Origin of the sequence: Roseicyclus mahoneyensis, assembly GCF_003148775.1 — a bacterium.
Lineage (GTDB): Bacteria > Pseudomonadota > Alphaproteobacteria > Rhodobacterales > Rhodobacteraceae > Roseicyclus > Roseicyclus mahoneyensis.
Map to the genome: position 1 here is coordinate 228,201 of NZ_QGGW01000001.1, position 21,718 is coordinate 249,918.

Consider the following 21,718-nt stretch of genomic DNA (forward strand, 5'->3'; position numbering starts at 1 on the left):
CTCTCGGGGCTTTGGCGGAGACTCGCACATTGATTCGCAAAAGGGAATCCCCTTTTGCACCCTTGCCGGTGGGCGTGGGTTGAAGATCGCAGGCGCAATGCTTAGAATCGTTCTAATATTTTGAGGAAAGAACAGGAGCATCCCATGTCCCGCAGCCAATCCAGCATCGCATCCCTGCAAAAGGCCCTTTCGATGGAGCTTTCGGCGGCGCAGCAATACCTGCTGCACGCCCATGTTCTCGACGACTGGGGGCTGGACAAGCTGGCCACCAAGATGCGCGAGGAGATGCAGGAGGAACTGGGCCATGCCGGGCAGTTCATCGACCGGATCCTCTATCTCGGCGGCACGCCCGAGGTCGTGCCCGCGAAAAAGCCGGTGAAGGCCGAAAGCCTAAAGGCGATGTTCGAGGCCGACCGCGCTGACGAGGAAGAGGCGATCGAGGTCTATTCGAAGGCCGCGAAAGAGGCGGGCGAGGCCAATGACATCGGCAGCCGAGTGCTCTTCGAGACCATCGCGCTGGACGAGGAGGGGCATTGGGGTTGGCTCGACCAGCAACTGTCTTTGCTCAAGCGGATGGGCGAGCCTGCCTTCATGCAGGTCTATTTCAGCGGTCAGGCGACGGACGCCTGACCGTTCGGCAATCAAGTGATCGACGCGGCGCGGATCGCGTCGATCGCCGCGCCCAGAGAGACATTGAACTCCGCATCCGACTGCTGGGCCGACAAGCCTTCGGTCAGAGCGCGCGAGAAGCTGGCGATCATGCCGGTGTTGACGGCCAGACGTTCGCAGGCCTCGGCACGGTCATATCCCCCTGACAATGCGACGACGCGCAGAACTTTGGGGTGCGTGATCAGCGGCGCATAGAGGTTGGGTTTCGTCGGGATGGTCAGCTTCAGCATGACCTGCTGGCCGTCGGGTATGGCATCGACACCTTTCAGGAGTTCCGCCAGCAAAATCCCCTCGGCCTGCGCCTTGTCCGGGGCCTTGATGTCGACTTCCGGTTCCAGGATCGGGACAAGCCCCTTGGCCAGCACCTGAAAGCCCAGATCGACCTGTTGCGCCACGATATCGGCGATCCCTCCCGCATTGGCCGACTGGATGACCGAGCGTTCCTTGGTGCCGAAGATGCCCTTGGCAACGGCACGGTCCAAGAGCGCGTCGAGGCCCGGGATCCCCTTCATCATCTGCACGCCGTTTGCGGCTTCCTCCAGCCCCTTGTCGATCTTGAGGAAGGGGACGACGCCCTTGTCCTCCCACAGATAGGTGGCGGCGGGCTTGCCCGCGAAATCGCGGTCCATGGTCTGTTCGAACAAGATCGCGCCGATCACCTTGTCGCCGGTGAAGATGGGCGAGGTCGCGATGCGGGCGCGCATCGCGTGGATCAGGTCGAACATCTCGGTTTCAGAGCTGTATTGGTCCTCGTCGATCCCGTAGAGGCGCAGCGCCTTGGGGGTCGAGCCGCCGGACTGGTCCAGCGCGGCGATGAAGCCCTGGCCGTCTCGCATCCGGGTTCTCATGGCAGCGTCAGGCATCGGGCGCACTCCTGTTGGGGGATTGTTTCACCCTCCTTGCCAAAGCGCCGCGCCGCTGTCCACAATGGTGGCGCAAACACCCTCTCAGACGCCCCGGTCCAACGCCGCGACGCCAGGCAGGGTCTTTCCCTCCATCCATTCGAGGAACGCGCCGCCGGCGGTCGAGACATAGGTGAAGCGGTCCGCCGCATGCGCCTGATTGAGCGCCGAAACGGTGTCTCCCCCGCCCGCAACCGACACAAGACGCCCGGCCTCCGTCAGGTCGGCGGCAGCGCGCGCGGCGGCGACGGTCGCATGGTCAAAGGGCGGGATCTCGAACGCGCCAAGGGGACCGTTCCAGATCAACGTCTTCGCGCCCTCGAAGGCCGTCACGATCCGCTCGAGCGTCTGCGCGCCCGCGTCGAGGATCATGGTGCCGGGCGGCACGGCGGTGGCCGCAACCGTGGTGTGATCGGTATGCGCCGCAAAGGATTCGGCGACCACCACGTCGGTCGGCAAGATGATCTCGCAGCCCGTCGTCGCGGCCTTGGCCATGATCGCACGCGCGGTATCTGCAAGATCGTGTTCGCACAGCGATTTCGCGACGTCGATGCCCTGTGCTGCAAGGAAGGTATTGGCCATGCCGCCGCCGATCACGAGCGTGTCCACCTTCTCGATCAGGTTCGACAGCAGGTCGAGCTTGGTCGACACCTTGGCGCCACCCACAACGGCCACCACGGGGCGGGCGGGATTGCCCAGCGCCGCCTCCAGCGCGCGCAATTCCGCCTCCATCGAGCGCCCGGCGCAAGACGGCAGCAGATGGGCAACACCCTCTGTCGAGGCATGCGCGCGATGCGCGGCCGAAAACGCATCGTTACAGTAGATGTCGGCAAGATCGGCCAATTCCAGCGCGAAAGCGGGGTCGTTCTTTTCCTCGCCGGGAAAGAAGCGGATGTTTTCCAGCAGCAATACCTCGCCCGGCTGCATGGCGGCCACGGCGTCCTTGAACCCGCCCTCGGCAAATCGGACCGGCTGGCCCAATGCCGCCTCCAACGCGGGCAGGGTAACGCGCAGCGACATCTCGGGCACGACGCGGCCCTTCGGCCGGTCGAAATGTGCCAGCAGCACCGGCTTGCCGCCTCTGGCCAGGATGTCCCTGACCGTCGGCACGATGCGCGTGATGCGCGTGTCATCGGTGACAGTGCCGTCCTTGACAGGTACGTTGATGTCCACGCGCGTCAGAACGGTCTTGCCCGCAAGCACCATGTCGTCCAGCGCGTTCCAGCTCATCTTGGTCTCCGTCCGGTCCATGTCGGGATCGGGTTTAGCATGGGGTGGATGACAGGCCAGAGACTTCGATGCCTCCGGCGGGCATATTTTCCGAAAGATGAAGGGCGGCACGCGCCTTGGTTGGGACAATTCGACTCAAAATGTCCTTCATCTTTCTCCAAATATGCCGGACCGACCTCTCAACCCTCATAGGTGCTTGCCCATCTCGACGGCGGTGTCGGCCATCCGGCACGAGAAGCCCCATTCGTTGTCATACCAGCTGAGCACGCGGCACAGGTTGCCCGCCATCACTTTGGTCTGGTCGGTGGCAAAGATCGAGGAATGGGGGTCGTGGTTGAAATCGCTGCTCACCAAAGGCTCGTCCGTGACGCCGAGGATGCCCTTGAGCGGGGCTTGGGCCGCTGCGGCATGGATCGCAGCATTGATCTCTTCTGCCGTCGTGTCGCGGGCCGCCTCGAAGGTCAGGTCCACGACCGAGACATTGGGCGTGGGCACACGGATCGCCACGCCATCAAGCTTGCCGTTCAACTCGGGCAGCACAAGGCCCACGGCCTTTGCCGCGCCGGTGGATGTCGGGATCATCGACAGCGCAGCGGCGCGGGCGCGATAGAGGTCCTTGTGCATGGTGTCCAGTGTCGGCTGGTCGCCGGTGTAGCTGTGGATCGTCGTCATGAAGCCGCGCGTGATGCCGATGGCGCCATGCAGCACATGGGCGACGGGGGCGAGGCAGTTGGTGGTGCACGATGCGTTCGAGACGATCACGTCCGCAGCGGTCAGCGTCTTGTGGTTCACGCCATAGACGATGGTTTTGTCCGCGCCTTTCGAGGGCGCCGAGACCAGCACGCGTGAGGCGCCGTTTTCCAGATGGATCGCGGCCTTGTCGCGGTCGGTGAAGATGCCGGTGCATTCGAGCACGATGTCGACATGGGACCAGGGCAGGTCTGCCGGGTTTCGGATCGCCGTCACCTCGATTGGGCCGCGGCCCACGTCGATGGTGGTGGCGGTCGTCGTCACGGTCGCGGGAAAGCGGCCGTGCACGCTGTCGTAGCGCAGCAGATGCGCGTTGGTCTCGACCGGGCCAAGGTCGTTGATAGCGACCACCTCGATATCGGTGCGACCGGATTCCACAATGGCGCGCAGGATGTTGCGGCCGATCCGACCGAACCCGTTGATGGCGACTTTGACAGCCATGTGTGTCTCTCCCCGTTGATCTGGTATCGCTGTTTGGCTCAACATGCCTCGGCTGCGGTCCGTTCCCAAGCGTCAACATGCGCAAAAGGTTGTGTTAGCGGTAACATCACAGGTTTAGCGCGCTTCTGGACCAAAGGGAAGGGGGCCGCTTCAGAGCCGGCCGGAGGCGATGATGCGGTCAAGGAACGCCCGGGTGCGGGGCTGTTCAGGCGCGCCGAAGATCCGGTCTGGCGGTCCTTCCTCGAGGATCATGCCGTCCGAGAGGAAGGCCACGCGGTCGGCGCAGTCGCGGGCAAAGCCCATTTCGTGGGTGACGATCATCATCGTCATCCCTGCGTCCTTGAGGCCGCGGATGATCGCCAACACCTCGCCGACCAGTTCGGGGTCGAGCGCCGCAGTGATTTCGTCGAGCAGCAGGACATCGGGTTTGGTCATCAGCGCCCGCGCGATGGCGACGCGCTGCTGCTGACCGCCTGAGAGCTGTTCAGGGTAGGCCTGCGCAAAGCCGTCCATGCCGAAACGCGCCAGCACCTCTTGCGCGCGCGCCGTGGCCTCGGCGCGCGACACGCCATGCACACGGCGGGGCGCGAGCGTGATGTTTTCCAGCACGGTCATGTGCGGGAAAAGGTTGTAGGACTGAAAGACGATGCCCGCGCGTTTTTGCAGCCCGGTCTTGCCGAAGCGGGGGTCATCGACCGGCACGCCGTCCAGCCGGATCGTGCCGTAGTCATGCGCCACCAGCCGGTTGACACAGCGCAGCAGCGTGGATTTGCCCGAGCCCGAGGCGCCGATCAGGCACACGACCTCGTGCCGGTTCACGGTCAGGCTGACGCGGTCGAGCACCAGTTTCGTGCCGAAATACTTTGTGACCTCGTCGATTTCGATCATCGGGGTCATGGGGTCAGGCCGCGATCTGCAACCGGCGCATCCGGTCGCGGCGGGTGAGGTAATCGGCCAGCCGCGCCATCGGGATCGTCGCCAGCAAGAAGAGGCCCGCGGCCACGATCAGCGAGGAATAGTTGAAGGTGGAGGCGGTGTAGATCTGCGCCTCGCGCACCGCGTCGCGCACGCCGATGACGGACAAAAGCGCCACGTCCTTTTGCAGGGCCACGACGATGTTCATCAACGCGGGCACCACGTTGCGCAGCGCCTGCGGCAAGATCGCGTAGCGCAGCGTCTGCCATTCGCTCAGGCCGAGCGATTTGGCGGCGGCGCGCTGGCCTTCGTGGACCGCGTCGATGCCGGAGCGGTAGATCTCGGCCACATAGGCCGCGTAGCTGAGCACCATGGCGACCGAGCCCCAGAACAGGCCCGAATTGGGCAGGCCCGGCAGGTTCAGCGCCGGGATGCCGAAGCCGAACAAGAGCACCAGCAGCAGCACCGGAACGCCCCGGAAGATGTCGATGTAGATCACCACCATCAGGCGGAAGGGTGCGAACCACGGCGCGCGCAAGCTGCGCACGATGGCCAGCACCAGCGCCCAGACCAGAATGCAGACCAGCACCGTCAGCCAGACCTGGATGTTCACCCAAAAGCCTTGCAGCACGCGGGGGAAGGCCGCGATCATGGCGTCGAGGTTGAAGAACTGCAGCTTGATGCGCGGCCATTGCTCGGCAGAGGTGACGTAGAGCGCGAGACCGCCGAACACGGAGATGAAACTGGCCAGCCCTATGGCCGTTGGCAGGGCAGCCGCACGCCAGTCGAACCCGCGCTTGGGCGGCGGCGGGGGCGGACCCCGCCGCGCCGGATCTTGTCCGCCCGCCTTGGCGGGATGAGCGGTGGTCATTCGGTGATGATCGGCAGGTCCGGATCGGCGACCAGATAGGTGGCGATCAGATCATCCACCACGCCGCGTTCGATGATGGCCGACAGCGCCTCGTCCACCCAAGACACCAGCGGGTTGCCGAATTCGAATAGCAGGCCGTGACCCCGGTCATTGGCGTCCGCGGGCAACAGCGCCACGATGGCCGCGTCGGGTACCTGCACCGCCGTCACGAACAGCGCGGTGGGCAGGGCGGCGATGGTCGCGTCGATCTGGCCCGCTTGCAGCGCCTGGAACACATCGACCTGCTCGTTGTAGATCGCGGCATCGGTGACGCCGAGGATGTTCACGAGGTAGTCGTTGTCGGTCGTCCCGATCACGGCGCCCCAGCGCAAGGACCGCAGATCCTCGAAACTGGTGGCGGATTCCGCCGCGGTGCCCGGCAGGGCGATGACGGCTTTTTGCGGCTGGAAATAGACTTGGCTGAAGCTGACGATCTGCGCCCGCGCCTCGGTCACGGAGATCTGCTGGATCGAGAAATCATAGGGTTTGGCGCCCGGCGCGATGGCTTGGTCGAAGGTCTGGCCGACCCAGACCACCTGCTCGGGGGTGAATCCCATTTCGGCGGCCAGCGCGTAGACAAGGCCGTTCTCGAAGCCTTCGCCGCCGGCGGGGTCGTTGTTGAGCATCCACGGCGGATAGACCGGATCGCCGGTGCCGACGGTCAATTGCCCGGGCGTGTGCAGGCGCGGGTCCGTGGGCGTGTTGTCCTGCGCGCTTGCGGCCAGCGGCATCGCAGCCGCGACCACGCCTGCGAAAAGCGCCAGCGCCGCGCGGCGCATCATCTCGATCCTGTGCTGTGCCATGTTCGATCTTTCCCTGTGGTGGCTGGTGTTTTCCGGGCTGGATTGCCTGCAAGGGGCCAGCCGTCAGTCTTTGATGTTAGCCATCTGGCTCAGCCGGGGCAACGGAGCACGAAGCGGGCGGCGCACTGTGCAGCGGCAAGTGCCGTTTTTTGCGGCAGGCCCGGCACAACGCTACCGCCAGAAGGCCATCCAGTTGAGAAGCGCGGCAAAGCGGCGGGCCAAGGCAAGCGACAGATCCCAGTCGAAGACCACCGCATCCAGCGCCAGAAAACCCGCGATGCAAAGCCCCAGAAAGATCGCCGATGCGCTGTTCATGCCGCTTCCCTTGTCAATCGGCCGGACACTGCCACGGGGCAGGGGCCGGGCAAAGAGGGAATGCGCTGTGCAGGCGGCGGTTGTGAAAGGGCCGCGCGCTGCCTCCCCGCGGCGCGCGGCGTGAACCCGTTCGGCCCTCGCGGGCGATGGGTTCAGTGCAACAGCCGCCCCATCGCCGCCGAGACATCGGCCATGCGCGCGGAAAAGCCCCACTCATTGTCATACCATGCCAGCACACGCACGGTGCGGCCGCCCACGACCTTGGTCTGGTCGGGCGCGAAAATTGACGAATGGGTGGTGTGGTTGAAGTCGATGGAGACCTTGGGTTCCGGGTCATAGGCCAGCACCGACCGCATATGGCCCTCGGCGGCTTCGCGCATGATCTCGTTCACTTCGGCCACGGTCACGCTCCGCCCCGCCTCGAAGGTCAGGTCGACGCAAGACACATTGGGCGTGGGCACCCGCAACGCTGTGCCGTCAAGGCGGCCGTCAAGCTCGGGCAGCACTTCTTTCAGCGCCTTGGCGGCCCCGGTCGAGGTCGGGATCATCGCCATGGCGGCGGCGCGGGCGCGGTAAAGATCCGTGTGACGCCGGTCTAGTGTCGGCTGGTCGCCGGTGTAGCTGTGGATCGTGGTCATGATCCCGCGCTCGATCCCGATCGCGTCGTTCAGAACCTTGGCCAGGGGGGCAAGGCAATTCGTGGTGCAAGACCCGTTCGACACGACATGATGCGTGTCGAGAAGCTCGCGGTGGTTCACGCCATAGACCACGGTCTTGTCGGCGTTCTTGGCCGGCGCCGAGACCAGCACGCGCTTGGCCCCACGTGTCAGGTGGACGGCGGCCGCATCGCGCGAATTGAATTGGCCGGTGCATTCCAGCACGACATCGCAGCCTTCCCAGTCCAGTTCCGCCGGATCATAGGTCGAAAACACCTTCATCGGGCCGCGACCCAGATCCATCGTGTCGCCGGTCACCCGCACGTCAGCGCCGAAACGGCCGTGCACGCTGTCATATCTCAACAGATGCGCGTTGGTCTCGATCGGGCCGGTGGCGTTGATCTTGACCACCTGCACGTCATTGCGCGCGGCCTCGGTGATATGGGCCAAAGTACAGCGCCCGATGCGGCCGAAGCCGTTGATGCCAAGGGTGATGGTCATGTTTTTCCTCGTGGTCTGTCGCGCCCGGTCTGGCCCTCCGCATACCGGAGCATACCGGGCCGGCCAAGGAAAAATCACAAAGTATCATTATGTTAGCGTAACCGGTAGCGCAAACATTTCTGGTTTGCGCTAACAGCGGCGTCTGATGCAAATCCTTGCGTGTTTTGCGGCTTGCAAGACTGCAGGCCCGGGCTTCGGCACCGGTGGCGCCTTGAGTCATCGAGCGCGCCATCCGTCGCGCGAGGCCCTTTTCATTTCCACGCGCCTCGCCTATCACCGGCCAACCGCAGTTTCGCCCGTGAAAAGACCCGACGCTTGATTCAGACGATTACCACCACCGACGCGCTCGCGGCATATTGCGCCCGCGCAAGCGACGCCCCCTATGTCACCGTCGATACCGAGTTTCTGCGCGAACGCACGTATTTTGCCCAGCTTTGCCTTGTGCAGCTTGCGCTGCCGGGCAGCGATGACACGGATGCGGTGCTGGTCGACCCTCTGGCCGATGGGATCTCGCTCGATCCGCTCTACGAGCTGATGGCCGCGCCCGGCGTGGTCAAGGTCTTCCACGCCGCGCGGCAGGACCTCGAGATTTTCCACGTCGACGGGGGCGTGGTGCCGACTCCGCTCTTCGACACGCAGGTGGCCGCCATGGTCTGCGGCTTTGGCGATCAGGTCGGCTACGAGACGCTGGTGCGCAAGATCGCGCGCGCACCGCTCGACAAATCCTCGCGCTTCACCGACTGGTCGCGCCGCCCGCTCAGCGATGCGCAAAAGATCTATGCGCTGGCCGATGTCACCTATCTGCGTCAGATCTACGAGAGCCTTGTGGCCCAGCTTGAGCGGACCGGCCGCACCGCATGGCTGGAAGAAGAACTGTCGTCGCTGACCGATGCCTCGGCCTATGTGGTCGATCCGTCCGAGGCGTGGAAGCGGCTGAAACTGCGCACCAATTCCGGCAAGACACTGGCCATTGCGCAGGAACTGGCCGCCTTCCGCGAACACTATGCCCAATCGCGCAACGTGCCGCGCGCGCGTGTCATTAAGGATGACGCGCTGATCGAACTGGCCTCGACCAAGCCGCGCAGTCTGGCCGATCTGGGCAAGTCGCGGCTCTTGTTGCGGGACGCGCGCAAGGGCGAGATCGCCGACGGCTTGATCGCCGCCGTCCAGCGCGGCATCGACATGCCCGCCGACAAACAGCCCAAGATGACCGAGGGGCGCGACCGCTCGGCGCTGAATTCTGCGCTGGCGGATCTGTTGCGCGTGCTGCTCAAGGCCAAGGCCGAAGAGGCGGGCGTGGCCGCCAAGCTGATCGCCTCGTCCTCGGACCTCGACGACATCGCCTGCGGTGCGCATGACGGGCTGTGGGCAACCGGATGGCGGCGCGAGGTCTTTGGCGAGGATGCGCTGCGCCTTTTGCGCGGCGAGATCGCCCTGTCCGCCGAAGGCGAGCGGGTGCGGATCGTTCCGGTCTGACCTCCGGTCAGAGCCTGCCGGTCCGACCGGAGGTCAACGTCGACTTACCGTACGACGGTTCTGCGCGCCGATCACGGTCACGGTGCGGATGCCCGACAGATCGAAATTCGACAGGTTCGCGGCCACAACGACCTCGCGCGATTGCGGTGTGCCCTCGCGGGTCTGGCTGAGCGGCGGAAAGACGCGGAATTCATAGACGATGGCGCCCTCGGTCCGTTCCACCTCGACCAGTTCGGCCTCCCAAAAGCCCTGCACCGGCGGGCGGCCCATGGCGCGCACGATGGCACCCTGCGGCGTGGGATCGACGGCCAGATCCACGACTTCGGCGACAAGCTGGCGCTGATCGCCCGGCGTGGTCTCGACCACCTCGCGCGCCACGATGCGTTCCTCGCGGTCGCCGCCGAACCAGTTGAACGGGTTGAGACGGCTGCCGCAGGCCGCAAGGCTGAGGATCAGGGCCAGGGCAAGGGTCACGCGCAGCATCGGCTCTCTCCGTCAGATCACTTGATCCTTTGGGTAGCGCAAGGTGACCGCGAAGGAAAGCGCCTCTGGACGGGGCGGGCGTGCGGGCCTAGGTCAGGGGCAGCGCTGCCACAGCCCACCGGAGATGCCGCCAATGGCCACCGAAGCCTTCGAGGAGATCGCCGAGACCTTCGAGTTTCTCGAGGACTGGGAGGAACGCTATCGCCATGTCATCGAGTTGGGCAAGGCGATGGATCCCCTTGAGGATGCGGTCAAGGTGCCTGCGACCAAGGTCGACGGCTGCGCGTCACAGGTCTGGATCTTGCCGCAGATCGAGGGGCAGGGCGCACAGGCTGTGTTCCGCTTTCGCGGCGACAGCGATGCGATGATTGTGCGCGGGCTGATCGCGGTGCTGCATGCAATGTATGACGGGCTGTCAGTCGGGGATGTGCTGAAGGTCGATGCGGGTGGCGAATTGGCGCGGCTTGGGCTGAACGATCACCTGTCCTCGCAGCGCTCGAACGGGCTGCGCGCAATGGTGGAACGGATCAGGCTTCTGGCGGCGGACAAAGCGGCGGCCTAGAGCCCGCGCATCGCCACCTCAAGATCGCCGTAGCCGGTGAAGCGCCGCTCGAAATCCAACTTGAGGAACGCCGCGCAAGCCTTTGCCTTTTCGATCAATTCCGGGTCATCCGTCTGCGCCTGATAGACCAGTTTCGTGTAATTCCCGAAATACATGTCACGCAGCTGCGGGTGCCGGTCGAGGCCCAGCGGGCGGGTCACGAAGGCATCGAACTGGCGCACCAGAAAATCGGTCAGGTAAAACGCCGTCATCTCGTCACGTCCCGCAAAGACGGTGTTGCCCTCGAAGAAGCTGTAGCAATGCGGCCCCTCCAGCATGCCTACGTCCAGCCGGTCGCAGGCGGCCTTAAGCAAGCCGCCCGTGCCGCAATCGGCGTAAAGCACGAAGACCTGCGCATAATCGCCCCGCCGCGCGCTCACCGCCGCCTCAACGGCCGGGGTGATCTTTTCGGGGTGGTTGTGCAAGATCGCAGGCAGGCAATGCAGGTCGAGGTGGTCCCAGCCATTGGCGTCGATCAGGTCCAGCACCTCGCGCGCCAAGGCTCCGCAGCCGATCAGCAGCACGCGACCCCGCCCCTCGGGGGCGAGGCCCGCGTCGGTCAGGGCCTGGTCATCAAGACGGGTCATGCGGACATCATGGCGCAGGCGGGCGGCGTCGGCCAGCCCTGCGCGCGGCATAGCGTTGGCCGAAGACGGCAAGGCACAGCCCCGCCAGCACGACAAGGCCCGCCACAGTCTCGGCCAAGGCGACCCGTTCGCCCAGCACCAGGGCCGCCGTGGCGACACCCACCACCGGGATCATGAGCGCGAAGGGCGTGATCAATGCCGCCGGGTGCCGCGACAAAAGCGTGCCCCAGATCGAATAGCCCAGCAGGGTCGAGATTACCGCGACATAGATCACCGCTGCCCAGCCCGCCGGGCTGATCGCAGTGATGGTGGCCCAGGGCGCGCCGGTTTCGGTCAGCAGCGACAGGCCCAGCATCGGCAGCGGCGGCACAAGGCTGGCCCACAAAAACAGCGCCAGCATGTCGGTGCCGGGCAGGCGGCGCAGGACAAGATTGCCCACCGCCCAGCACAGCGCGCCACACAGGATCAGGCCCAGACCCTGCACCGTGATGTTGCCCCCCGAGGCAAGACCGAAGCCCGCCAGCCCCAACGCCGCCAGCCCGATGCCAAGCCCCTGAATGAGCGTGATCCGCTCGCCATAGACGGCCCAAGCCAGCACGATGGTCATGGGCACCTGGCTCTGGATGATGAGCGAGGCGAGGCCCGCGCTCGATCCCGCCGCAAGGCCGCTGAACAAGAACATGAATTGCCCCATGTTGATCAGCGCGCCGACGGCCAGGATCGCGGGCCAGCCTGCGGGACGTCGGAAGAAGACGATCAGCGGGACGAGGATCGCAAAGCGCAGTCCCACGAACAGGATCGGCGGCACCTGCTCGAGCGCCAGTTTCATCGCCGAGAAATTCGATCCCCAGGCCAGGATCACCACAGCCACCAGCACGAGGTCGCGCGGTGGGATCATCCGAGCGGCCGAACCGGTTTGCGACCCGCGTCGGTCAGCAGGTAGACGTCGCGTCCCTCGATCGCCACCGCGCTGAGCGGCCCGCCATAGGCCGCCCCGGTGTCGATCGCCAGCCGGTTTGGGTGCAGCTCGACATTGATGACGGTGGTGTGACCATGCACCACCAATGCGCCGTGGTCGGTGACATCGTCCAGAAAGCCGCCGCGGATCCAGAACAGGTCTTGCGGGGTCTGCCGGTCCAGCGGCACGCCGGGGCGGATGCCGGCATGCACGGCCAGCACCCCGTCATGGACAAGGCTGAGCGGAAGGGCGTCGAGAAACGCGATATGCGCCTCGGGCACCATGGCCCGCGTCTGGCGATGCACCTCGGCCATCGGCAAGCTCGTGTCGATCCCGTAGGAGGCCAGCGTATCCTGCCCGCCCAGCCGCGGGTGCAGCCAGCTCAGGTCGCGCCGCAGGTGCGGGTCCTCGGTCGGGATATCCTGCGCGAACAGGACGAACATGTTGTCGTGATTGCCCTTCAGCACCGTCACGCGGTCATCTTGCGCCACGAGCGCCATCATCAGCGCGATCACGCCGCGGCTGTCCGGCCCCCGGTCGACCAGATCGCCGACATGGACGAGCGGGGCGTCGCGTGTTCCCTCGCGGGCGCGGTCCGCCTCCACGCGGTCATGGGCCACGCGCAGCAGGTCGAGATGGCCGTGGATGTCGCCGATGGCATAGATCGTCATGGCGCGGACAAAACGCGGGCGCGCCGCGGATTGCAAGGCCGGCGTCAGTCCAGACGGGTGGAAAACATCGCCAGCCGCTCGCCCGTCCGGGTCCAGCGAAGGCTGTGCCAGAACCCCTCGGCCTCGCCGGTCGGGTCGGCGACCACCCAGATGTCACGGCAGCCGATGCGGCGGGCGTGGTCCATGCAGGTCATCACCAGCCGTGTGCCGATGCCGTGCCGCCGCCATGGCCCGGCCACGCCCAACTCGTTGATCCACCAGCTGTCGGGCTTGTCGGGATGGTGATGGATCACACCCGAACACATGCCGACCAATTGGTCGCGGTCGACGGCCACCGCGATCTGCAGATGGTCGGCGGCCAGGAAGCGTTCCAGCAGATGCGGATCGACCGGCCCGTCGAACACGTCCTCATGGACCTGCGCGAAGAGGCCGGCGTCGATCCGGCGGGCGATGAAGACGGATACGGCCATGATTGCCCTTATGCGCGAAACGTCGGTGCGGGCAAGGCGTGGTTCCGCAATCAAAGAAGGCCGAGGATCGTGCCGGCAAGCGTCGGGCCAAGCAGGCCCAGGACCGTGACAAGCTGCTTGGTCAGGGATTGCTTCAGCAAGATGTGAAAACCGCCCGCGAAATGCCAGCTTTCCAGCATGATGCCCACCTTGGTGCGGTCGCCGCCGAGATAGTCGCACAGGGCCTCGGGGAAATCATCGGGTCCGGACGATGTTCGGGGAACGATCAGCCGTTGGCCCGCCTCCTCGTCTTTCCCCCTGTCGATCCGCCATCCCTTCACCGCGCCGCCGGTGGTCGATTTCAGATGCTCCTCGGCCTCGAGATAGAGGCTGAGGCGCGACATCGCAGGCAGATAGATCGCGGCCACGACAGTGGAACACAGGATCCCGAAGACGATGAGCCAGAAATCATGGGTCGCGATCACCGACGCCGACCAGTCGTTGCGCGCCTCGAGGTGGTCGAAGAACAGGCTCAGCGTGACGAGGCCAAGGATCAGCACCGCGACGAGCGGGCGCACGAAGGTCTTGAGGATGTCCACGATTGCGCTCGGTTTCATCGTGGATTGCACGGGCACGACGCCCGCCCCGAGCGGGCGCTGCTTCCAGGCCTGCAAGATCGCGTCCAGTTGTTTCCCGAGTTCTTGCGGTTTCGCCCTGTCCATGACGCACACGGTCCCGTCGACCGATTCCCGCCGGGCGATGGCTGCGTCGATGGCGGCAGCCAGATCGGCCGCATGCCGCACGGCCGGGTAATTGTGCCAGGTGATCCTGATGGCATAGGCCGAGAGGGCGGTGACGGTGAAGACCATTGCGATCAACGCGCTGCCCAGTGCGAGCGGCCAGAAGGTTTCGGGCGGCATGTCGCTGAACCCGTTCATCCCGCTGGGCAGGGGCGGCGGGGTCATCCATGGAAAGACATGGTCGACATGCGTGATGGCAAGGCCGCCCAGCACGAACCCGATGGCAAGCCAAAGGCCGACGCGCAGCGGTGGCGTGGCCGGGGCCTCACGCCCGATGGCTCCGGCCGAGCCGCGCGATGTGCGGGGCCAAAAGGCGCCGGCATGGGTCTCGAGCAGATGTTTTTGGGACAGGAAGGACACCACCAGCACCACGACCAGCAACAGCACCGCCAAGGCAAGGCGCAGATCGATGCCATAGGTGGCCAGCGCGAGATCGGTGGGTGTGGGGGGCGGCGTGGTGGCATTCGCGACCGCGATGGGGCGTGCCGGGTCCACATCCGGTGTTGGCACGAGCCCGATCAGGATCAAGCCGAGCAGCACCGGAAGAAGGGGGAGAGCCGTGGCCTGGACCCAAGCCCCGAGATGCGGCTGGCGCGTCTCCTCGTGGAAGCGTTTGATGGCCGCGCCCACGTCGGAGAGAAAGACCTTTGTCCGTGCTTCGTCCTCAGCTGTGCCCACCATGATCACTCCACTCCCGTGACCGGTATGGGGCGACTATGGGCCAAGCGCAGGGCGCTTGGCAATTCAATCCACGAGGCCGCGCGTCTCGGCAGGCTTCAGGCGCGGGCGGCCATCTGGTTGTGGCGGCGCAGCACGAATTCCTTGGCGGTTTCCACTGCAACGGCCGCGTCGCGGCAATAGGCATCCGCCCCGATGGCGCGGCCGAATTCCTCGTTCAGCGGCGCGCCGCCCACCAGCACGATGTAATCGTCGCGGATGCCCTTTTCCTTCATCGTGTCGATGACGACCTTCATGTAGGGCATGGTCGTGGTCAGCAGCGCCGACATGCCCAGAATATCGGCATCCTCGGCCACCAGCGCGTCGAGATAGGCGTCGACCGCGTTGTTGATGCCCAGATCGACCACCTCGAAGCCCGCGCCCTCCATCATCATGCCGACAAGGTTCTTGCCGATGTCGTGGATGTCGCCCTTGACCGTGCCGATCACCATCTTGCCGATGCGCGGCGCGCCGGTTTCCACCAGAAGCGGCTTTAGGATCGCCATGCCGCCCTTCATCGCGTTGGCGGCCATCAGAACCTCGGGGACGAACAAGATGCCGTCGCGGAAATCGTTTCCGACGATGGTCATGCCGCCGACCAGCGCCTTGGTCAGGATGTCATAAGGCGTCCAGCCGCGGGCGAGGAGGATATTGACCGATTCCTCGATCTCTTCCTTCAGCCCGTCGTAGAGGTCGTCATACATCTGGCCCACCAGCTCGTCATCGTCGAGGTCGGCAAGGATGATGTCGTCTTGATCGTCTGACATGGGCGCGTCTCCTGTCACCTGTGCGGCACGCGGGTGCACGCTTTGGGTCCGTCCTAGTTGAATTGCGGAATGCGGAATGCCGAAATGCGACATGGGCCAAGCGGCGCGCGACGCCGCCGGGTCATGGCACTCAGCCCCGCACCCGCCGCCGCCCGCTGCGCTCGCGCGCGGCGGGGCCATTGTCGTCCGTGCCGTCCGATCCCGACGAAAAGCCGCCAAGGGCTTGCGTGATCTCGTCGAGCGTGGGCGCGGGTCCGCGCGGCGTGGTTTCCAGCGCCTCGCGCATCGCGCGCAGGTGGTCGGGCGTGGTGCCGCAGCAGCCGCCGATGATCGTGGCCCCTGCATCGCGCGCCATCACGGCATAGCGCGCCATCAATTCGGGCGTGCCGTCGTAATGGATGTGGCCTTCGTGGTATTTCGGGATGCCGGCGTTGCCCTTGGCGATCACCGGACGCTCCGACCCCGCGGCGCGAAAGCCCAGCACCGTGCGCAGGAGGTCGGAGGCGCCCACGCCGCAATTGGCGCCATAGCCCAGCGGCTTGTGGCCCAGTTTCTCGACCAGCTCGGTCATTCCGGCCGAGGTCAGGCCCATCATCGTGCGGCCTGCGGTGTCAAAGCTCATCGTGCCGCACCAGTCCATGCCCGCCAAGCGGCAACCTTCGGCCGCCGCGGCGTATTCCTCGGGCGCGCTGATCGTCTCGACCCAGAGCACATCGGCCCCGCCATCGCGCAGCCCCTCGGCCTGTTCGTGAAACATCTCGACCGCGCGCTCATGGGTCAGCGGGCCCATCGGCGCCATGATCTCGCCTGTCGGGCCCATGGAGCCTGCGACGATCACGGTACGGCCCGCCTTGTCGGCGACCTCGCGCCCGATCGCGGCGGCGCGCTTGTTGAGATCATAGCAACGGTCCTCGGCCTGATGCAGCTTGAGGCGCGAGCGGGTGCCGCCGAAGGAATTGGTCAAGAAGATATCCGACCCCGCATCGACCGCGCCCTTGTAAAGCGCGGTGATCCGGTCGGGATGTTCCTCGTTCCACAGTTCCGGCGCATCGCCCGATTGCAGACCCATGTTGAACAGCGTCGTGCCCGTCGCGCCATCGGCCATCAGCCAGTCGCGGGTTTCCAAAAGCCGGGCGAGGGGGGATGTCATGGGTTTCTCCATCAGGGTCGGGCACGCAAAGGGGCATGTGGCTGCTCGGGCGGCCCTGAGCAAGGCGGAAAATCTGCAAGAAGGTTATGAGCAGGCTTCATGTGTTGCGCCGCGAGCATGCCATAGATCGGTCAAGATCGGCTGGCAGGAAACAGGGATGAAACTCGAAACGGTCATCCATCCGGACACGCGACCCTGCGTTGCCCTGTTCATCGACGGCGAAAACCTTTCGCCTGATCTCGCCGATCAGATCGTCGCCGCGGCGACCGGCTTGGGCCGTAGGGGACTACGGCGCGTCTACGGCGATGCCACAAGAATGAGCGGATGGCGCGCGCAGGGCAGCTTGCAGGTGATTGATAGCGCGCAAGGCAAGAACGCAGCGGACATGCTGCTTGCCATCGAAGCGATGGAGGCGGCGCTTCTCGGCGGGGCGCGCACCATCGCAATCGCCAGCCGCGACAGGGATTTCTCTCACCTGGCCCGAAAACTGTCGGACCATGGTGTTCATGTTGTCGGCATAGGCACTGCTGGTCCGGACTGCCCGTTTCGCAAGGCGTGCAGCGATTACAGGAATATTGCAAAATCCGTCGCGGTGCCTGCGTGTGCCCCTGCGCCGGTGGCTTCACCCGCGTTTGACGAGGCCAAGGTTGCGAAGTGGATCGAAACCGCCATCGGTCAGTCGTCGGGCAAGTGCTTGAGCCTGAGCGGCCTTGGTAAGTTCATGCTTGACCGCCACGGCGTGTCGAAAGCCCAGCTTCCCGCAGCGACTTGGAAAACGTTCTTGAAAGGAAACCCGCGCTTCACGGTCGATGCTGGCGACATGGTGCGGCTGGTCAAGAAAAAGCCCCCGCAAGACGGGGGCCCTTTCTTCGACATCGGGTGAAAGTCAGCCCTCACACCTCGTTCATCAACTGCCCCTTGGCCACCGCCAGAAGCTCGTCGTATTTCGCCCGGACCTCGGCCTCGGGGACGCGGTCGCCCAGATCGGCCAGAACCTTGCGCATCACATCCTCGTGGCCCGCCTCCTCGAAATCGGCCTTCACGACCTCTTTGGCATAGGCCTCGGCCTCCTCGGCGGATTTGCCCAGTAGCTCAGCCACCCAGAGGCCCATCAGCTTGTTGCGCCGCGCCCCGGCGCGGAACTGCATGTCCTGATCGTGGGCGAACTTGTTTTCGAACCCGCGCTCGCGGTCGTCGAAGGTGCTCATCGGGATCTCCGTTGCGTCGGTTGCCTGTCGGGCGTGATCCTACTTGGCCCTGCCGGTCCCCCGCAAGCGCCGATGCCGGGCTTGCTTGCGACACAGCGCGCTTTGTCCTATAGGCGCGAAGAGGTTCAGGTTGCAGGCAGCCCCGCACCCCATCCCAGACACGTCCGGAGACAGCATGGCACGGCGCAAGAAGGTCTACGAAGGCAAGGCCAAAATCCTCTATGAAGGCCCCGAGCCGGGCACTCTCGTGCAGTATTTCAAGGATGACGCCACCGCCTTCAACGCGGAAAAGCGCGCGACCGTCGAAGGCAAGGGCGTGCTCAACAACCGACTTTCGGAATTCTTCATGACGGGCCTCGGCGCCATCGGGGTTCCGACGCATTTCATCCGCCGTCTCAACATGCGCGAGCAGCTGATCCGCGCGGTCGAGATCATCCCGCTGGAAGTGGTGGTCCGCAATGTCGCGGCAGGCTCAATCTCCAAGCGTCTGGGGATCGAGGAAGGCACGCCGCTGCCGCGCCCGATCGTCGAGTTCTACTTCAAGGATGACGCGCTGGGCGATCCGCTGGTCAGCGAGGAACATATCATCGCCTTTGGCTGGGCCACGCAGCAGGACATGGATGACATGGTCAGTCTGGCGCTTCGCGTGAACGATTTCCTGTCCGGCCTGATGCTGGGCGTCGGCATCAAGCTGGTCGATTTCAAGATCGAGATCGGGCGGATCTGGGATGGCGATTACATGCGCCTGATCGTGGCCGACGAGATCAGCCCGGATTCGTGCCGGCTGTGGGACATCGAGACGGGACAGAAGCTCGACAAGGACGTGTTCCGCCGCGATCTGGGCAATCTGGCCGACGCCTATACCGAAGTCGCGCGCCGTCTGGGCGTGATGCCGCAGCGCGAGACGGGCGTGACCAAGCCTACTCTGATCAACTGAGGCCGGGCGCCCGGTTTTGGGCGTCCGGTGCATATTTTTGGAAAGATGAAGGGGCGGGTGCATGAAGGCCACCGTGACCGTGATGTTGAAACAGGGCGTTCTCGACCCACAGGGCGAGGCGGTGAAATCGGCGCTTGGGAGCCTTGGCTTTCAGGGCGTCGCGGGCGTGCGGCAGGGCAAGGTGATCGAGCTGGATCTTGCCCCCGGCACCACCGAAGCCGAGGTGACCGCGATGTGCGAAAAGCTGCTCGCCAACACCGTGATCGAAAGCTACCGGGTGGAGATGGGCGCGTGAAGGCCGCGGTTCTGGTCTTTCCCGGGTCCAACTGTGACCGTGATCTTGCGGTGGCGTTCCGCGCGGCGGGGTTTGACACCCAAATGGTCTGGCACAAGGATGGCGTGCTGCCCGCAGGCACCGATATCGTGGGCGTGCCGGGCGGGTTTTCCTATGGCGACTACCTGCGCTGCGGTGCGATCGCGGCGCAATCGCCGGTGATGCGCGCGGTGGCCGATCACGCGGGCCGGGGCGGCTATGTGCTGGGGATCTGCAACGGATTTCAGGTGCTGTGCGAGACGCGGCTGCTGCCGGGTGCCCTGATGCGCAACGCGGGGCTCAAGTTCGTGTGCAAGCGGCAAGGCCTGCGGGTCGAGACCGCCGACAGTGCCTTTACCGCCGGATACGCGCCCGGGCAGGAGGTAAGCTTTCCCATCGCGCATCACGACGGAAATTATGTCGCCGATGCCGAGAGCTTGGCCGCCCTGCGTGTCGAGGACAGGATCGCCTTTCGCTATCTGGGCAATCCAAATGGCGCGATGGAGGACATCGCGGGCATCCTGAGCGCCAATCGGCGCGTGCTGGGTCTGATGCCGCACCCCGAGCGGGTGGTCGACCCTGCCCATGGCGGCACCGAAGGCGCGGCGCTGTTCCGGTCGCTGGCGGAGGCCTTGGTGGCGGCCTGAGCGACCACCGTCGCCGCTGAGCGGCGCGGGATCGCCCTTGAGCGCGGGCGCGGGCCTGTCTACCTTTGCGGCCATGAGCCTTGTGGACACCCAGATTTCCGCCGATCGGCGCCGACGCCGTTTTGCCTGGGTGCTCCGGGCCTTCATGGTCGTGTTTCTGGCGGCCGCCGTGGCGGTGATATGGGTCTCGAACGCGTGGCTGACGCAACAGTTCACCGAGACCACGCGCAACCGCGCCGAGATCCGGCTGGCGATCTATTCCGGGACTATCCAATCCGAATTGCAGCGCCATTCCGTGGTGCCCCTGCTTTTGGCCCGCGACCCGGTTCTGATCCGGTCGCTGGAAACCGCCAGCTATGTGGACACCACGGCGCGGCTGATTTCCTATGTCGACGAGATCGGCGCGGCCTCGCTGGTGTTGCTGGACCGGGACGGGCGGATCGTGGCGGCGACCGACCGTGAGCGTCTGGGGCAATTGCGCAGCGCCGATCCCTTCTTTGTCGAGGCCAGCCGGTCGCCCGACACTGTTTTCACCTCGAACGAGCCGGAAACGGGGCGGTTCGACTTCACCTTCTCGCGGGCGATGCGGTCGTCGGACAACCGGCTTTTGGGGGTGATCTTGGTCGAGGTCGATCTGGCACGCATCGTCGATCGCTGGCGCGGCACCACCGAGGCGATCTTTCTGACCAACAGTCAGGGCGCCATCATCTTGTCGACCGAACCACGCTGGCGCGGCCGCACCGAGGTCGAGGCGCTGGCCCTTCAACCACCGCAAAGCGCGATCCAGCGCGCCTTGCGGGCGACGGGCGATTTTGCCTTCGGCGAGGCCGACAGCCGGTTTTTCGGCAACGAGACGATCCGGCTGGAAAGCCGCATCCCGTTCCGGGGATGGCGCATCGTCAGCTATACCGCCTACACCTCGGTGCGCGAGCGGGTGAATGCGGTCTTGGCCCTGCAGATCATGGGATTCGCCCTCGCACTCGCCGGGGGATTCTACCTCATCAGCCGCAGGGCGCGGCTCAGGTCGGACCGGCTGGCACGGGAATCGGCAGAGCTTCGCCGGTTGAACGGTCGCCTGCAGCGGGAAATCGCCGAGCGCCAGAGGGTCGAGCGCACGCTGGAGGAGGCCGAGCAAAGCCTTGCGCAGAGCCAGAAACTGGCCGCTTTGGGCGAGATGTCGGCAGCCGTCAGTCATGAACTGAACCAGCCGCTGGCCGCGATGAAGACGTATCTGGCCGGTGCGCGCCTGCTCTTGCAGCGCAAGCGGATCGAGGAGGCGGCGTCGAGCTTCCAGCGCATCGACGACCTGATCGACCGGATGGGCGCCATCACGCGACAGCTGAAATCTTATGCCAGAAAGGGTGGTGACGCGCTGGAACCCGTCGATCTGCGCGATGCGCTGAAGGGCGCGCTGACGATGATGGAGCCGCAATTGCGCACCACCAAGGTCGAGATCACGCGCAACCTGCCGCGCCAGCCGGTGATGGTGTTGGCGGACCGGCTGCGGCTGGAACAGGTCATCATCAACCTGCTCAGGAACGCGCTCGATGCGATGAAGGATGTGCCCAAGCGCGAGCTGGACCTGCTGATCTCGGAAGGGGAGGAGGCGGTGCTGACGGTGCGCGACAACGGCAACGGAATTGACGATCTCGACGCGCTGTTCGAGCCATTCTACACCACCAAGAAGCCCGGCGAGGGGGTCGGTCTTGGTCTTGCGATATCGTCGGGGATCGTCACCGATCTGGGCGGGCGGCTGACGGCCCGCAACGGCGAGACCGGCGGCGCGGTGTTCGAGATCCGGATGCCGCTGATCGAGGGTGGCGTGCGTGCGGCGCAGTGAGGGGACGATAGGCGCCTCAGGC

At 65.1% G+C, this 21,718-nt stretch carries 25 protein-coding genes; 8 read left to right on the forward strand and 17 right to left on the reverse strand.

All coding sequences use genetic code 11. The features are described from left to right. Positions 1-144: 144 nt before the first annotated feature. Complete coding sequence (locus C7455_RS01175) at positions 145-630, forward strand: bacterioferritin (protein WP_109664389.1); 486 nt, start codon at positions 145-147, stop codon at positions 628-630. An 11-nt stretch (positions 631-641) separates the two neighbouring features. Here the strand turns inward: C7455_RS01175 and C7455_RS01180 are convergent, their stop codons facing one another. From C7455_RS01180 to gap (C7455_RS01210), 8 genes are all read right to left on the reverse strand, one after another. After that, positions 642-1,532 carry a fructose bisphosphate aldolase gene (locus C7455_RS01180; RefSeq protein WP_109664390.1) on the reverse strand — a complete coding sequence of 297 codons (891 nt, stop codon included), beginning with the start codon at positions 1,530-1,532 and terminating at the stop codon, positions 642-644. Between the two features lie 84 nt (positions 1,533-1,616). Then, a complete protein-coding gene (locus C7455_RS01185; RefSeq protein WP_109666037.1) occupies positions 1,617-2,801 on the reverse strand; it encodes a phosphoglycerate kinase in 1,185 nt (394 codons plus the stop codon). Positions 2,802-2,987: 186 nt separating this feature from the next. Beyond that, positions 2,988-3,992 carry a type I glyceraldehyde-3-phosphate dehydrogenase gene (gene gap, locus C7455_RS01190; RefSeq protein ID WP_109664392.1) on the reverse strand — a complete coding sequence of 335 codons (1,005 nt, stop codon included), beginning with the start codon at positions 3,990-3,992 and terminating at the stop codon, positions 2,988-2,990. A 150-nt stretch (positions 3,993-4,142) separates the two neighbouring features. Beyond that, positions 4,143-4,880: an amino acid ABC transporter ATP-binding protein gene (locus C7455_RS01195; RefSeq protein ID WP_109664394.1), complete on the reverse strand. Its 738-nt coding sequence runs from the start codon at positions 4,878-4,880 to the stop codon at positions 4,143-4,145. Between the two features lie 13 nt (positions 4,881-4,893). Next, entirely contained in the window at positions 4,894-5,778 is an 885-nt protein-coding gene (locus tag C7455_RS01200) for an amino acid ABC transporter permease (protein ID WP_109664396.1), read from the reverse strand. Then, complete coding sequence (locus C7455_RS01205; RefSeq protein ID WP_109664398.1) at positions 5,775-6,620, reverse strand: substrate-binding periplasmic protein; 846 nt, start codon at positions 6,618-6,620, stop codon at positions 5,775-5,777. The genes C7455_RS01200 and C7455_RS01205 overlap by 4 nt, the downstream gene beginning before the upstream one ends. Before the next feature lie 171 nt (positions 6,621-6,791). Continuing rightward, positions 6,792-6,935 (reverse strand): hypothetical protein, encoded by a 144-nt coding sequence (locus C7455_RS20040; RefSeq protein WP_170118965.1) that lies wholly within the window; start codon positions 6,933-6,935, stop codon positions 6,792-6,794. A 152-nt stretch (positions 6,936-7,087) separates the two neighbouring features. Beyond that, positions 7,088-8,092: a type I glyceraldehyde-3-phosphate dehydrogenase gene (gene gap / locus C7455_RS01210; RefSeq protein ID WP_109664401.1), complete on the reverse strand. Its 1,005-nt coding sequence runs from the start codon at positions 8,090-8,092 to the stop codon at positions 7,088-7,090. A 318-nt stretch (positions 8,093-8,410) separates the two neighbouring features. Here gap (C7455_RS01210) and rnd point away from each other — a divergent pair, with 318 nt between their 5' ends. Next, complete coding sequence (gene rnd / locus C7455_RS01215; RefSeq protein WP_109666039.1) at positions 8,411-9,568, forward strand: ribonuclease D; 1,158 nt, start codon at positions 8,411-8,413, stop codon at positions 9,566-9,568. Between the two features lie 33 nt (positions 9,569-9,601). Here the strand turns inward: rnd and C7455_RS01220 are convergent, their stop codons facing one another. Further along, the gene (locus C7455_RS01220) at positions 9,602-10,051 is read right to left on the reverse strand and encodes a hypothetical protein (RefSeq protein WP_109664404.1); all 450 of its coding nucleotides are present in this window, start codon (positions 10,049-10,051) and stop codon (positions 9,602-9,604) included. Between the two features lie 133 nt (positions 10,052-10,184). Between C7455_RS01220 and C7455_RS01225 the strand changes: the two genes are divergently transcribed. After that, a complete protein-coding gene (locus C7455_RS01225; protein WP_109664407.1) occupies positions 10,185-10,613 on the forward strand; it encodes a SufE family protein in 429 nt (142 codons plus the stop codon). Here C7455_RS01225 and C7455_RS01230 read toward each other — a convergent pair. The 7 genes from C7455_RS01230 to bmt all read right to left on the reverse strand — a co-directional run bounded on the left by C7455_RS01230 (position 10,610) and on the right by bmt (position 16,751). After that, positions 10,610-11,239, reverse strand: coding sequence for a DUF1638 domain-containing protein (locus C7455_RS01230; RefSeq protein WP_109666041.1), 630 nt, complete (start codon positions 11,237-11,239; stop codon positions 10,610-10,612). The two genes, C7455_RS01225 and C7455_RS01230, sit on opposite strands and share 4 nt — an antisense overlap. A 7-nt stretch (positions 11,240-11,246) precedes the next feature. Then, positions 11,247-12,137 (reverse strand): EamA family transporter, encoded by an 891-nt coding sequence (locus tag C7455_RS01235; RefSeq protein WP_109664410.1) that lies wholly within the window; start codon positions 12,135-12,137, stop codon positions 11,247-11,249. Further along, positions 12,134-12,868 (reverse strand): metallophosphoesterase family protein, encoded by a 735-nt coding sequence (locus C7455_RS01240; protein WP_109666043.1) that lies wholly within the window; start codon positions 12,866-12,868, stop codon positions 12,134-12,136. Before C7455_RS01240 ends, C7455_RS01235 begins: the two co-directional genes overlap by 4 nt. A gap of 44 nt (positions 12,869-12,912) precedes the next feature. Continuing rightward, entirely contained in the window at positions 12,913-13,338 is a 426-nt protein-coding gene (locus tag C7455_RS01245; protein WP_109664412.1) for a GNAT family N-acetyltransferase, read from the reverse strand. 50 nt (positions 13,339-13,388) lie between these two features. After that, a complete protein-coding gene (locus C7455_RS01250) occupies positions 13,389-14,798 on the reverse strand; it encodes a hypothetical protein (RefSeq protein ID WP_146199898.1) in 1,410 nt (469 codons plus the stop codon). Between the two features lie 95 nt (positions 14,799-14,893). Then, entirely contained in the window at positions 14,894-15,601 is a 708-nt protein-coding gene (locus C7455_RS01255; protein ID WP_109666045.1) for a corrinoid protein, read from the reverse strand. Between the two features lie 130 nt (positions 15,602-15,731). Beyond that, complete coding sequence (gene bmt, locus C7455_RS01260; protein ID WP_109666047.1) at positions 15,732-16,751, reverse strand: betaine--homocysteine S-methyltransferase; 1,020 nt, start codon at positions 16,749-16,751, stop codon at positions 15,732-15,734. Between bmt and C7455_RS01265 the strand changes: the two genes are divergently transcribed. Then, complete coding sequence (locus C7455_RS01265) at positions 16,750-17,634, forward strand: NYN domain-containing protein (RefSeq protein WP_170118966.1); 885 nt, start codon at positions 16,750-16,752, stop codon at positions 17,632-17,634. The two genes, bmt and C7455_RS01265, sit on opposite strands and share 2 nt — an antisense overlap. 10 nt (positions 17,635-17,644) lie before the next feature. Here C7455_RS01265 and C7455_RS01270 read toward each other — a convergent pair whose 3' ends face one another. Further along, positions 17,645-17,959, reverse strand: coding sequence for a DUF1476 domain-containing protein (locus C7455_RS01270; protein WP_109664417.1), 315 nt, complete (start codon positions 17,957-17,959; stop codon positions 17,645-17,647). A 175-nt stretch (positions 17,960-18,134) separates the two neighbouring features. Between C7455_RS01270 and purC the strand changes: the two genes are divergently transcribed. From purC to C7455_RS01290, 4 genes are all read left to right on the forward strand, one after another. Then, entirely contained in the window at positions 18,135-18,896 is a 762-nt protein-coding gene (gene purC, locus C7455_RS01275) for a phosphoribosylaminoimidazolesuccinocarboxamide synthase (RefSeq protein ID WP_109664420.1), read from the forward strand. Between the two features lie 61 nt (positions 18,897-18,957). Continuing rightward, the gene (purS, locus tag C7455_RS01280; RefSeq protein WP_109664423.1) at positions 18,958-19,191 is read left to right on the forward strand and encodes a phosphoribosylformylglycinamidine synthase subunit PurS; all 234 of its coding nucleotides are present in this window, start codon (positions 18,958-18,960) and stop codon (positions 19,189-19,191) included. Then, on the forward strand, positions 19,188-19,856 hold the full coding sequence (gene purQ / locus C7455_RS01285) for a phosphoribosylformylglycinamidine synthase subunit PurQ (RefSeq protein WP_109664426.1): 669 nt from the start codon (positions 19,188-19,190) through the stop codon (positions 19,854-19,856). Before purS ends, purQ begins: the two co-directional genes overlap by 4 nt. 73 nt (positions 19,857-19,929) lie before the next feature. After that, on the forward strand, positions 19,930-21,696 hold the full coding sequence (locus tag C7455_RS01290; RefSeq protein ID WP_109664429.1) for a sensor histidine kinase: 1,767 nt from the start codon (positions 19,930-19,932) through the stop codon (positions 21,694-21,696). The last annotated feature ends 22 nt before the right edge of the window (positions 21,697-21,718 follow it).

Bases quoted from the DNA above. Each gene is read 5' to 3' on its own strand.
- C7455_RS01175 (WP_109664389.1), top strand. From the start codon at position 145: ATGTCCCGCAGCCAATCCAGCATCGCATCCCTGCAAAAGGCCCTTTCG.
- C7455_RS01180 (WP_109664390.1), bottom strand. From the start codon at position 1,532: ATGCCTGACGCTGCCATGAGAACCCGGATGCGAGACGGCCAGGGCTTC.
- C7455_RS01185 (WP_109666037.1), bottom strand. From the start codon at position 2,801: ATGAGCTGGAACGCGCTGGACGACATGGTGCTTGCGGGCAAGACCGTT.
- gap (WP_109664392.1), bottom strand. From the start codon at position 3,992: ATGGCTGTCAAAGTCGCCATCAACGGGTTCGGTCGGATCGGCCGCAAC.
- C7455_RS01195 (WP_109664394.1), bottom strand. From the start codon at position 4,880: ATGATCGAAATCGACGAGGTCACAAAGTATTTCGGCACGAAACTGGTG.
- C7455_RS01200 (WP_109664396.1), bottom strand. From the start codon at position 5,778: ATGACCACCGCTCATCCCGCCAAGGCGGGCGGACAAGATCCGGCGCGG.
- C7455_RS01205 (WP_109664398.1), bottom strand. From the start codon at position 6,620: ATGGCACAGCACAGGATCGAGATGATGCGCCGCGCGGCGCTGGCGCTT.
- C7455_RS20040 (WP_170118965.1), bottom strand. From the start codon at position 6,935: ATGAACAGCGCATCGGCGATCTTTCTGGGGCTTTGCATCGCGGGTTTT.
- gap (WP_109664401.1), bottom strand. From the start codon at position 8,092: ATGACCATCACCCTTGGCATCAACGGCTTCGGCCGCATCGGGCGCTGT.
- C7455_RS01220 (WP_109664404.1), bottom strand. From the start codon at position 10,051: ATGCTGCGCGTGACCCTTGCCCTGGCCCTGATCCTCAGCCTTGCGGCC.
- C7455_RS01225 (WP_109664407.1), top strand. From the start codon at position 10,185: ATGGCCACCGAAGCCTTCGAGGAGATCGCCGAGACCTTCGAGTTTCTC.
- C7455_RS01230 (WP_109666041.1), bottom strand. From the start codon at position 11,239: ATGACCCGTCTTGATGACCAGGCCCTGACCGACGCGGGCCTCGCCCCC.
- C7455_RS01235 (WP_109664410.1), bottom strand. From the start codon at position 12,137: ATGATCCCACCGCGCGACCTCGTGCTGGTGGCTGTGGTGATCCTGGCC.
- C7455_RS01240 (WP_109666043.1), bottom strand. From the start codon at position 12,868: ATGACGATCTATGCCATCGGCGACATCCACGGCCATCTCGACCTGCTG.
- C7455_RS01245 (WP_109664412.1), bottom strand. From the start codon at position 13,338: ATGGCCGTATCCGTCTTCATCGCCCGCCGGATCGACGCCGGCCTCTTC.
- C7455_RS01250 (WP_146199898.1), bottom strand. From the start codon at position 14,798: ATGGTGGGCACAGCTGAGGACGAAGCACGGACAAAGGTCTTTCTCTCC.
- C7455_RS01255 (WP_109666045.1), bottom strand. From the start codon at position 15,601: ATGTCAGACGATCAAGACGACATCATCCTTGCCGACCTCGACGATGAC.
- C7455_RS01265 (WP_170118966.1), top strand. From the start codon at position 16,750: ATGGGTTTCTCCATCAGGGTCGGGCACGCAAAGGGGCATGTGGCTGCT.
- bmt (WP_109666047.1), bottom strand. From the start codon at position 16,751: ATGACATCCCCCCTCGCCCGGCTTTTGGAAACCCGCGACTGGCTGATG.
- C7455_RS01270 (WP_109664417.1), bottom strand. From the start codon at position 17,959: ATGAGCACCTTCGACGACCGCGAGCGCGGGTTCGAAAACAAGTTCGCC.
- purC (WP_109664420.1), top strand. From the start codon at position 18,135: ATGGCACGGCGCAAGAAGGTCTACGAAGGCAAGGCCAAAATCCTCTAT.
- purS (WP_109664423.1), top strand. From the start codon at position 18,958: ATGAAGGCCACCGTGACCGTGATGTTGAAACAGGGCGTTCTCGACCCA.
- C7455_RS01290 (WP_109664429.1), top strand. From the start codon at position 19,930: ATGAGCCTTGTGGACACCCAGATTTCCGCCGATCGGCGCCGACGCCGT.